The 10445-nt window shown below is 36.3% G+C and carries 7 protein-coding genes; 5 read left to right on the top strand and 2 right to left on the bottom strand.

The genetic code is table 11. The features are described 5' to 3' along the window. Positions 1-198: IS3 family transposase (locus tag V192_RS0118625; RefSeq protein WP_025873758.1), on the top strand; the 198-nt coding region annotated here is incomplete at its 5' end. Between the two features lie 88 nt (positions 199-286). On the opposite strand, the gene V192_RS0118620 is transcribed toward V192_RS0118625, so the two are convergent. Continuing rightward, positions 287-1024 carry an amino acid ABC transporter ATP-binding protein gene (locus tag V192_RS0118620; RefSeq protein WP_025873757.1) on the bottom strand — a complete coding sequence of 246 codons (738 nt, stop codon included), beginning with the start codon at positions 1022-1024 and terminating at the stop codon, positions 287-289. 1 nt (position 1025) lies between these two features. After that, entirely contained in the window at positions 1026-3179 is a 2154-nt protein-coding gene (locus V192_RS0118615) for an amino acid ABC transporter substrate-binding protein/permease (protein WP_025873756.1), read from the bottom strand. 464 nt (positions 3180-3643) lie between these two features. Between V192_RS0118615 and uvrB the strand changes: the two genes are divergently transcribed. The 4 genes from uvrB (at position 3644) to V192_RS20750 (ending at position 10339) form a co-directional block, all read left to right on the top strand. Next, positions 3644-5638: an excinuclease ABC subunit UvrB gene (uvrB, locus tag V192_RS0118610; RefSeq protein WP_025873755.1), complete on the top strand. Its 1995-nt coding sequence runs from the start codon at positions 3644-3646 to the stop codon at positions 5636-5638. Positions 5639-5676: 38 nt separating this feature from the next. Continuing rightward, a complete protein-coding gene (gene uvrA, locus V192_RS0118605) occupies positions 5677-8493 on the top strand; it encodes an excinuclease ABC subunit UvrA (protein ID WP_025873754.1) in 2817 nt (938 codons plus the stop codon). Positions 8494-8933: 440 nt separating this feature from the next. Further along, complete coding sequence (locus V192_RS0118600; protein WP_025873753.1) at positions 8934-9140, top strand: hypothetical protein; 207 nt, start codon at positions 8934-8936, stop codon at positions 9138-9140. Between the two features lie 245 nt (positions 9141-9385). Continuing rightward, positions 9386-10339: an ISL3 family transposase gene (locus tag V192_RS20750; RefSeq protein WP_051581988.1), complete on the top strand. Its 954-nt coding sequence runs from the start codon at positions 9386-9388 to the stop codon at positions 10337-10339. Positions 10340-10445: the final 106 nt, after the last annotated feature.

Genomic DNA, 10445 nt, shown 5'->3' with positions numbered 1-10445 from the left:
CTTGATAACTCAATCATGGAGAACTTCTTTAGTCTTTTAAAACAAGAAATTTATCACGGGAAAACCTATTCTAGTTTTAAAGAACTAAAAACGGCAATCGATAACTATATCTATTATTACAACAATGAACGAATGAAAAAGAAGCTGAACTGGAAAAGTCCTGTACAGTTTCGAATAGCCAAAAGTAAAGCAGCCTAATAACGAATAAAAAAACGGAGTAGATTTCTCTACTCCGAAAAAAGTCTAACTTTTTGGGGTCACTACAAAGCATTCTCTCTTTCTTTGTCTAAATATTAAGCACTTTATCCAAGAAATCTTTCGTCCGTTCATTTTGCGGATTTTCAAAGATTTGTTGCGGCGTACCATCTTCTAAGAAATTACCGCCATCGATAAACATGACACGATTTGCTACTTCTTTTGCAAACCCCATTTCATGGGTAACGATAACCATTGTCATTCCTTGTTTTGCTAATTTTTTCATGACATTCAATACATCGCCAACCATTTCAGGATCAAGAGCAGAAGTTGGTTCATCAAATAACATGATATCTGGATTCATTGCTAATGCACGGGCGATTGCTACACGCTGCTTTTGTCCGCCAGATAATGATTCAGGATAACTATCTTTTTTATCAGCTAAACCAACCGTATCTAAAAGTTGAATAGCTTTTTCTTCAGCTTCTTTTTTTGAAAGGCGACCTAAATCAGTCGGAGCCAAAGTAATATTTTCTAAGATCGACAGATGAGGAAAGAGATTAAAGTGTTGGAAAACCATTCCGATATGTTGACGGATTTTATTAATATTTGTGTTTTTATCGGTTAAATTTGCGCCATCGATAATAATATCACCACTTGTAGCTTCTTCAAGTTGATTCAAACAACGAAGAAAAGTACTTTTGCCAGAACCGGAAGGGCCGATGACACAAACCACATCGCCTTCTTGGATAGATACGTTGATATCGTTAAGAACGGTATTATCACCATATTTTTTTACTAAATGTTCTACTAGAATTTTTTCAGCCATATTATTTCACCTTCTTTTCCAAAACTTTAGCCAATTTAGTCAACGCTGTGATCAAAATCAGGTACATCATTGCGATTACAAAGTAAACCATGGTACTTTGTAAGTTTCTAGCAACAATGATTTTCCCTGTTTGTAATAGTTCAATCAAGCCGATCGCAGAAAGAATTGTTGTGTCTTTTAAAGAAATAACAAATTGATTGACGAAAGAGGGAATCATGATTTTAATTGCTTGTGGTAAAATGATTTTTTGCATTGTCCGATTATAAGAAAGTCCTAAACTACGAGAAGCTTCCATTTGTCCAACAGGTACTGCATTGATCCCACCACGTACGATTTCAGAGATATACGCACTTGCGTTTAATGTCAGAGTAATGATCCCTGCAAGAAAAACAGGAATATTGAAACCTAAAATGCCTGGTAAGCCAAAATAAATGAAGAAGGCTAATACCATTAAAGGAATACCACGAATGATGTCGACGTAAATCGTTGCTATCACGCGTAAAGCTTTTGACGGAGAAGCACTGAATAATCCTAAAATCACTCCAACGATCAAAGCCAAAATAAATGAAATCAGTGTTAATTGAATCGTCATCCATAATCCACTTAATAAACGTTTCCAGTTATTTTGGATCATTCCAACAAAGGTTGATTCATCTACTTTGTTTTCAGTAGAGCCGTCTTTTACATATTTTCCGATGATTTCATCGTACTCACCAGTCCGTTTTAATTCAGCTAAGCCTTCATTAAACATTTGAATCAGTTCAGGATTTTTCCCTTTTTTAACGGCGAAACCATATTTTCCGCCTTCTTCACGTGGAATCGGTGTCTCTAATGGTTGCTTTTGTGCTACGCCATAGCCAATCACAGGATAATCATCCATCATAGCATCGATCTCTCCGATTTCAAGAGCGCTGTATAATGCATCAGTTGTATCTAAATATTTGATTGTATAACCATATTTATCTTTATTGGCTTCAAGGAAATCAGCACTTTCAGTCCCAATTTTAGCGCCAACCTTTTTGTCTTTTAAGTCTTCATAAGAATGAATGCTATCATTGCCTTTTTTAACAGCGATTTGAATGCCGCTATTGAAATAAGGAGTAGAGAAATCAAATGATTTTTCCCGCTCATCTGTAATTGTCATACCTGCAATCATTGCATCTGCTTGACCAGATTCAACAGCTTGAACAGCAGAGCTGAAGCCGATAAACTTAAACTCGATAGTAAAGTCTTGTAATTCAGCGATTCGTTTTACTAAATCAACATCGATTCCTTCATACTTGCCATCCGCATTTTGAAATTCAAATGGCGCAAATGTAGAATCACTAGCAATCACATACGAGTCTTTTTTTGGTTGTATCTTTTTCATTTTACTATTCGTTTCGGTTTCTGATCCAGTAGAAATATAGTTGCCTACGATTTCTTCATACTTGCCAGAGCTTTTTAGTTCTTTCAAACCAGCATTGAATTTTTCAAGCAATTCTTTATTTTGCCCTTTTTTGACAGCAAAGCCATAAGAACTACCCGTTTCTTTGTTACCAACTAATTGAAGTTTTTGACCATTCGTTATAGCATAGCCTAGTACTGGATAATCATCAAAAATCGCATCAGCTTCCGCATTTTCAAGAGATTGATAAAGACCAGTTGCATCATCGAAGTTTTTGATTGTGTAGCCATACTTATCTTGATTTTTCTCAAGGAATGTTGCACTTTCAGTTCCAACTTTTGCGGCAACAGTTTTTCCTTTTAAATCATTATAGCTTTTGATTTTGTCATTGCCTTTTTTGACTGCCATCTGTAGGCCACTATCAAAATAAGGCTCAGAGAAGTCAAAAGATTTTTTGCGCTCATCAGTGATACTCATGCCAGCGATCATGCCGTCGACCTGTTTTGATTGTACGGCTTGAATTGCGCTGTCAAAGCCAAGTGGTTTTAAGTTTACTTTAAAATTTTGATCTTTAGCGATTGCTTTTAGCAAATCAACATCGATTCCCACGTACTCTCCTTTAGAATCTTGAAATTCAAAGGGGGCAAAAGTCAAATCTGTTCCTATATTATATGTTTTTTCCTCAGCCTGAGCAGTCTGCCCAAGGGTAAATGTCAGTAGACTTGCCATCATCACAATGAATGATAGTAAAAAGTGTTTCCTTTTCATAAAATACCTCCTATATTTGCATATTGGATAATTATATAGTAAAAAAAGGCAAAAGCACAAGTCATTCACTATGATAAAATCAAAAAAAAATCATTTTCTAACATTTCATGTAACATTTCCTTACATAACCAGAAGGTAAATAGGTACTTGGAGCCAGTTGATCGTTCATGAATGCTATAGTAATAGAAAGCAAACAAATGATTAAATAAAATGTAAATTGACATAAATTGCGTATACGAAATCCATTCTAAAACTAGCGAAAATATGTTCGGTATGTTAAAATAATTACAGGACTTTCCTCTTGGTTTTGAAGCTGGAATTTCTAGTAAATAGACTGGCTCATCTGAGCCAAAAGCTAAGAACGATGTGGCTTTTATCTGGTCAATAGCCATTTTTTAGACAGATTCGATTTATTGTTTTTTGCAATAACCCACTCATTAAATAAAATCAAAGGAGGATGTCGAATGATAGAAAGAGAGACCTCCAATACATTTGACCTAGTATCAAAATATAAACCGGAAGGAGATCAGCCGGAAGCAATCAAACGGTTAGTTGAAGGAATCGAAGGTGGAGAAAAAGCACAGATTTTACTGGGTGCTACAGGAACTGGGAAAACATTTACGATTTCAAATGTAATAACCGAAGTGAATAAGCCAACCTTGGTCATTGCTCATAATAAGACACTAGCTGGACAGCTTTATGGAGAATTTAAAGAATTCTTCCCTAATAATGCGGTCGAGTATTTTGTTAGTTATTATGATTATTATCAACCAGAAGCGTATGTCCCTTCAAGTGATACATATATAGAAAAAGATGCCAGTATCAATGATGAAATCGATAAGTTGCGACATTCGGCTACGAGTTCTTTATTGGAAAGAAACGATGTGATCGTCGTTGCCTCCGTTTCGTGTATTTTCGGATTAGGGGATCCTAAAGAATATAGCGAACAAGTTGTGTCTATTCGTGTAGGAATGGAGCTGGATCGAAGTCAATTATTGACAGATTTAGTGAATATACAATTTGAGCGCAATGATATTGATTTTCAGCGTGGGCGCTTTCGTGTACGAGGTGATGTAGTGGAGATTTTCCCTGCATCAAGAGACGATCATGCTTTAAGAGTTGAGTTTTTTGGTGATGAAATTGAACGTATTCGGGAAGTAGATGCATTGACAGGTGAAGTCATCGGTGAAACAGAACATGTCGCGATTTTTCCAGCTACCCACTTTGTGACGAATGAAGACCATATGGAGCATGCGATTTCTCAAATTCAAGAGGAATTAGAGGCTCGTCTAACCGTTTTACGAAGTGAAAATAAATTTCTAGAAGCACAACGTTTAGAACAACGGACCAATTATGATATTGAGATGATGAGAGAAATGGGCTATACATCAGGTATTGAAAATTACTCTCGTCATATGGATGGACGTTCAGAAGGAGAACCACCTTATACGTTGATTGATTTTTTCCCAGATGACTTTCTATTGGTGATCGATGAATCCCACGTGTCTATGCCTCAAATTCGTGGTATGTATAATGGGGACCGAGCTAGAAAACAAATGCTAGTGGATTACGGTTTCCGTTTGCCTAGTGCATTGGATAATCGACCGTTACGTTTAGAAGAATTTGAAGAACATGTTCATCAAGTCGTCTATGTTTCTGCAACGCCTGGGCCATATGAGCATGAACAAACGGATACTGTGATTCCGCAAATCATCCGGCCAACTGGGCTATTAGATCCGTTGATTGAAGTTCGTCCGATCATGGGACAAATTGATGATTTGGTCGGTGAAATTCATGATCGTGTAGAGAAGGATCAACGTGTGTTTATCACTACTTTAACGAAGAAAATGTCTGAAGATTTAACTGATTACCTGAAAGAATTGGGAATCAAAGTTAAATATCTTCATAGTGATATCAAAACGCTAGAGCGAACAGAAATCATTCGGGATTTACGTTTAGGTGAATTTGATGTGCTGATCGGGATCAACTTGCTTCGTGAAGGATTGGATGTACCAGAAGTATCATTGATTGCGATTTTGGATGCAGATAAAGAAGGATTCTTGAGAAGTGAGCGTTCGTTGATCCAAACGATTGGACGTGCTGCTCGTAATTCAGACGGAAGAGTTATCATGTATGCCGATAAAATTACAGATTCCATGCAAAAAGCAATGGATGAGACTGCACGCCGCCGTTCGATCCAAGAAAAATATAACGAAGAACATGGGATCACGCCAAAAACAATCATTAAAGAAATTCGTGAATTGATCTCGATTTCTAAAACAAATGAAAAAGGTGAGCCATTCAAAATTGATAAGGATTATCATGAATTGACTCGTCAAGAAAAAGCTGATTTATTGATGAAATTAGAAAAAGAAATGCGAGATGCAGCGAAAGCATTAGACTTTGAAACAGCTGCGACTTTAAGAGATACGATTTTGGAATTGAAAGCAGCAGAATAAAGAATACTCGCTGTGTTCCACAGCAAAGGAGATAAACAATGGCAAATGATAAAATCGTCATTCATGGCGCACGCGCACATAATTTAAAAGATATAGATGTTACGATCCCTCGTGACAAAATGGTTGTAGTCACTGGATTATCTGGTTCTGGGAAAAGTTCATTGGCTTTTGATACATTGTATGCAGAAGGTCAGCGTCGTTATGTGGAAAGTCTTTCTGCATATGCTAGACAGTTTTTAGGACAGATGGATAAACCTGATGTTGATAGCATTGACGGATTGAGTCCAGCGATTTCTATTGATCAAAAAACAACAAGTAAAAATCCTCGATCAACAGTTGGAACAGTAACAGAAATCAATGATTATCTAAGACTGCTGTTCGCTCGTGTGGGGCATCCGATTTGTCCTAACGATGGGACTGAAATCACTAGTCAATCCGTTGAACAAATGGTAGACAAAGTACTTGAATTGCCAGAAAAGACCAAACTTCAAGTATTGGCGCCTGTAGTCGTGAAGAAAAAAGGCCAACATAAAAAAGTTTTTGAAATGATTCAGCGTGAAGGTTATGTGCGGATGCGTGTTGATGGTGAAACTTATGATGTCAGTGAAGCACCAGAACTTGAGAAAAATAAAAAGCATGATATTGCGATCGTTATTGATAGAATTGTTGTAAAAGAAGGGATTCGTTCTCGTTTATTTGATTCATTTGAAGCAGCTTTACGTTTAGCGGATGGCTATGCTTTAGTTGATATAATCGATGGAGAAGAAATGCTCTTTAGTGAGCACTATTCTTGTCCATACTGTGGTTTTACAGTTGGAGAATTAGAGCCCAGATTGTTTTCTTTCAATGCACCATTTGGGGCTTGTCCAGATTGTGATGGCTTAGGTATAAAATTGGAAGTTGACCGTGATTTAGTTATTCCCGATCCGACTAAAACACTGAGAGAAGGGGCTATTGCACCGTGGAATCCAATCAGTTCTCAATATTATCCACAAATGTTGGAACAAGCTGCTGATAGCTTTAATATCGACATGGATACACCATTCAATGAGCTTCCGGAAGAACATCAAGATATTATTTTAAATGGATCGAACGGGGAACCTTTCCATTTTCATTATGAAAATGATTTCGGCGGAGTCAGAGACGTGGAAGTACCATTTGAAGGTGTTTTAACGAATATCAAGCGTCGTTATCATGAAACAAACAGTGACTTTACGCGGGATCAAATGCGTTTATATATGACTGAATTAACGTGTCAAACATGTAAAGGATATCGTTTGAATCCTCAAGCTTTGTCAGTCAAAATTGACAATACCAATATTGGTCAAGTAAGTGAACTAGCTATCAAAAATGCGGTTCAATTTTTTGAAACAGTTAAATTATCTGAGCAAGAACAAATAATTGCCAAACCAATTTTAAAAGAAGTCGAAGATCGTTTGAACTTTTTGAAAAACGTCGGCTTGGATTATTTAACACTTAGCCGAGCAGCTGGGACTTTATCTGGTGGAGAAGCCCAACGTATTCGATTAGCAACTCAGATTGGATCAAATCTATCAGGAGTTTTATATATTTTAGACGAACCATCAATTGGTTTACATCAGCGGGATAATGATCGATTGATTGAATCGCTTAAAAAGATGCGTGATTTGGGCAATACATTGATTGTAGTCGAACATGATGAAGATACTATGCGGGCCTCTGATTACCTGATTGATGTAGGACCGGGTGCTGGACATTTAGGTGGAGAAATTGTAGCTTCTGGAACACCGGATGAAGTAGCGGCTAATCCCAAATCACTGACTGGTCAGTATCTTTCTGGGAAAAAAGTGATCCCAGTACCTAAGAAACGCCGTAAAGGTAACGGGAAGAAGATCAAAGTAACTGGAGCAACTGAAAATAATTTAAAAAATGTTACAGCAGAGTTTCCATTAGGAGAGTTTGTTGCAGTAACGGGTGTTTCAGGATCAGGGAAAAGTACCCTTGTCAATCAAATATTAAAAAAATCCTTAGCTCAAAAAATCAATCGAAACTCTAATAAACCTGGAAAACATAAGAGTATTACTGGTTACAAACACATCGAAAAAATCATTGATATCGATCAAAGTCCGATCGGACGGACACCGCGAAGTAACCCAGCGACGTATACAAGTGTATTTGATGATATCCGTGACTTATTTGCAAAAACAAATGAAGCGAAAGTCCGTGGGTATAAAAAAGGTCGCTTTAGTTTTAATGTTAAAGGTGGTCGTTGTGAAGCGTGTCGTGGGGATGGAATTATTAAGATCGAAATGCATTTTTTACCAGATGTTTATGTTCCGTGCGAAGTATGTCATGGTAAACGATACAACTCTGAAACATTGGAAGTACATTATAAAGGCAAGAATATTTCTGATATATTAGATTTAACTGTTGAAGATGCAGTGGATTTCTTCCAGCATATTCCAAAAATTCATCGTAAGTTGAAAACAATCGTCGATGTAGGTTTGGGTTATGTCACCCTTGGTCAGCCTGCTACGACATTATCAGGTGGAGAAGCCCAACGGATGAAACTGGCTAGTGAACTTCATAAAAATTCAAATGGTAAAAACTTTTACATTCTTGATGAACCAACAACTGGATTGCATACCGACGATATTGCCCGCTTGCTCGTTGTCTTAGAAAGACTTGTTGAAGCTGGAAATACGGTACTTGTCATAGAACATAATCTAGATGTAATCAAATCAGCAGACCATGTTATTGATTTAGGTCCAGAAGGTGGAGATGGTGGCGGCATGATTGTCGCAACAGGAACACCAGAGGAGATTGCAAAAGTCAAAGCGAGTTATACAGGGAAATATTTAAAACGAGTTTTATAAATTGGTATACTCCATTTTGAAAGTATTATCACGGTTTTTTAAGAAAGTCTGAAGTTTAAAACAAAATTGTTTATTGCTATTGATTTCCTTAAACGATTGAAGTAGAATTTCAATAATAAAGATATATGGTTCAACCTAATTGGTATATATCTTTCCTTCTATAAATAATCCGTTCAAAAAAGAAAAACACAGCCTTCATTATTAGAAGGTTGTCTTTTTTTTAAAAAAATCTTTTTTCACTTCTAAAAAGAAACTAATAATAAGTATTCAGTAAAAATAAATGAGAAAAAAATAATAAAATAAATAAAAACGTTTGTTTTTTAATCACTTTGATCTAAAACTAGTCAAAAAAAGAAAAAATCCATACGTAAATTGAATGATTTTTTTTGTAAAATCATGATATCCTATACATACAGTAGAGTATGAAGGGATGATTATTTTTGGAAAAAAGAGAAGTGAAAATTGGTGCACATTATGTTTGTCATGGCTCAAATTTTTCTTGGTTTTTTGTAGGAGAAGCTATTTCCAAAAAAGAAAAAGATGTTCAGGTTAGAGTTGTTAAATGCCATCCTAGCGATCGTCCAGTCATAGGTTGTGATGATCCTATTTTAAACCTTGATTACTTTAATGTAATTGAAGATGCGTAACATGATAAAGTATTTAACTTGAATCATCTGATTTAAGTCAGATGTGTTTCAATACACAGATAGAGTGAAAAATGATAGTGATAGAAATAAGAATCCTGACAAAACATTTCGGCTCTATAATAAATGGGACTGGTGAAAGTAGAAATACTTTTCTCAGTCCCATGTTCATTTTTATATAAAAAAACATATCGTTCTCTGATAGGATTAAGTTACCACACAAAATCTAATGGAAGGAACGATATGCTATGCTTCATACTATCAAAAAAATGCTCCGAATCATAGACAAAAATCTTACGATTTTAACTGTTTCAGAACAAAAAATAAAAGGTGTACAGACAGTGGTCATTAAAGCCAAACTAGCTCCTTGCTTTTCTCATTGTCCCCACTGCACCTGCACAAAGGAGCCCTTTACTGAAAAACAAGCGGTCATTAAAAACGGAACAAAAATCAGTCGGGTTCGATTTGATTCCTTTAATCATTTACCTCTCGTTATGGAACTGGCAAAACAACGTTATTTCTGTCGAGCTTGTATGCGTCATTGGACAGCTCAATCCTATTTCGTGGCTCCTCATTGTTTTATTGCCAAGCATGTACAAACTAAAATTCTAGCTTTATTAAAGGAAAAAATTTCTCTTAGACTAATTGCTTCTCTGTGTCATGTCTCTATTACAACAGTCATTCGTGTCCTTAAAAGTATAGAAGCGTATCTTCCTACGCGAAAGCAACCCTATTTACCTTCGGTATTGATGGTGGATGAATTTCGCTCCCATACATCCCTTGAAGATAAAATGAGTTTCATTTGTGCCAATGGGGAAACAGGACAGTTGGTTGATATTCTTCCTTCTAGAAAATTGAACCACTTGGTTTATTCCTTTCAGAAATGTCCAAATCGAGACAACGTAAAATTTCTAGTAACCGATATGAATGCCGCTTATTTCCAATTGATTCCACGTGTCTTCCCTCAAGCGAAGCTTGTCATTGACCGATTTCATGTTGTTCAACACCTTAATCGAGCCTTTAATACCTTTCGCATCAAAGAAGTTGCCCGATTAAGGCAAGAAAATAAGCACAATTTAGCGAATAAATTGAAAAGTAATTGGCGATTTTTATTGAAAGATCGAGCCAACATTAATCATTCCATGTACAAAACATGGCGCAGCTTTAGAGCACCTAAATTTCCTTATCTGACAGAAGCATGATGATTGATCGACTCCTTGATTTTTCTCCAGCACTGCGTTTTACGTATCAAGTATTTCATGAATTAACAGAAGCTTTCCGAAGGAAGATCATGAACAATTCTTTGAA

This window comes from Enterococcus crotali, assembly GCF_000633635.1.
GTDB lineage: Bacteria > Bacillota > Bacilli > Lactobacillales > Enterococcaceae > Enterococcus_L > Enterococcus_L crotali.
Note: the sequence above shows the minus strand (reverse complement) of the source record. Positions and strands in the feature narration are given on the sequence as shown.

What these genes read in the sequence shown, in the direction of transcription:
- uvrB (WP_025873755.1), top strand. Translation starts at nt 3,644, where the DNA reads ATGATAGAAAGAGAGACCTCCAATACATTTGACCTAGTATCAAAATAT.
- uvrA (WP_025873754.1), top strand. Translation starts at nt 5,677, where the DNA reads ATGGCAAATGATAAAATCGTCATTCATGGCGCACGCGCACATAATTTA.
- V192_RS0118615 (WP_025873756.1), bottom strand. Translation starts at nt 3,179, where the DNA reads ATGAAAAGGAAACACTTTTTACTATCATTCATTGTGATGATGGCAAGT.
- V192_RS20750 (WP_051581988.1), top strand. Translation starts at nt 9,386, where the DNA reads ATGCTTCATACTATCAAAAAAATGCTCCGAATCATAGACAAAAATCTT.
- V192_RS0118620 (WP_025873757.1), bottom strand. Translation starts at nt 1,024, where the DNA reads ATGGCTGAAAAAATTCTAGTAGAACATTTAGTAAAAAAATATGGTGAT.